Below are 691 nucleotides of genomic sequence, written 5' to 3' on the forward strand. Positions count from 1 at the left end.
AAGGTGTACAATCAATCGCCAATCGATTTGGCCAAAAGCTTTGAAGATCATGGTATAGAAGTAGTACACCTGGTTGACCTGGATGGCGCAAGAAGAGGCGAGCCTGTAAACTACCACATTTTAGAAGCCATTGCTGGTCACACCAATTTAAAAGTTGATTTTACCGGAGGTATTCACACCGATGGAGATATAAGCAAAGCTTACGAATATGGAGCAAGCTATATAACAGCAGCTAGTATAGCTGTAAATAGAAAAGAACTCTTTGCTTCATGGATTATATCTTACGGTAGAGAAAAAATTACCTTGGGTGCCGATGCCCTTGACGGTAAAATTGCCATCAGAGGGTGGCAAAAGAACACAGATTTAGACTTGTTTGACCATATTGATTACTTCTACTCAAGAGGTTTGAAATATGTAAAAACCACAGATATAGCTAAAGATGGTCTCATGAAAGGCCCTGCGTTTGACCTATATAAAAATATCATCGATCGATTCGAAGATATTTGCGTATTGGCAAGTGGTGGTGTCAGAAATATCGATGACATCAAGAGGCTCAACGATATGGGTGTGTTTGCAGTTATATTTGGAAAGGCCTTTTATGAAGGCAGTTTACAACTCAAAGATCTAGAAGACTTCCTGGTTAAAGCTTAAGCGAGATATTGTCATAAAAAGAAAGAGGCGCCCTGGGCGC

At 40.1% G+C, this 691-nt stretch carries 1 protein-coding gene; it reads left to right on the forward strand.

The genetic code is table 11. The annotated features are described in order from the left end of the window. A partial coding sequence (locus E1176_RS00370) for a 1-(5-phosphoribosyl)-5-[(5-phosphoribosylamino)methylideneamino]imidazole-4-carboxamide isomerase (protein ID WP_155208613.1) occupies positions 1–651 on the forward strand: 651 nt, incomplete at its 5' end. Between the last annotated feature and the right edge of the window lie 40 nt (positions 652–691).

The sequence above is a fragment of the Fulvivirga aurantia genome, assembly GCF_009711475.1.
Lineage (GTDB): Bacteria > Bacteroidota > Bacteroidia > Cytophagales > Cyclobacteriaceae > Fulvivirga > Fulvivirga aurantia.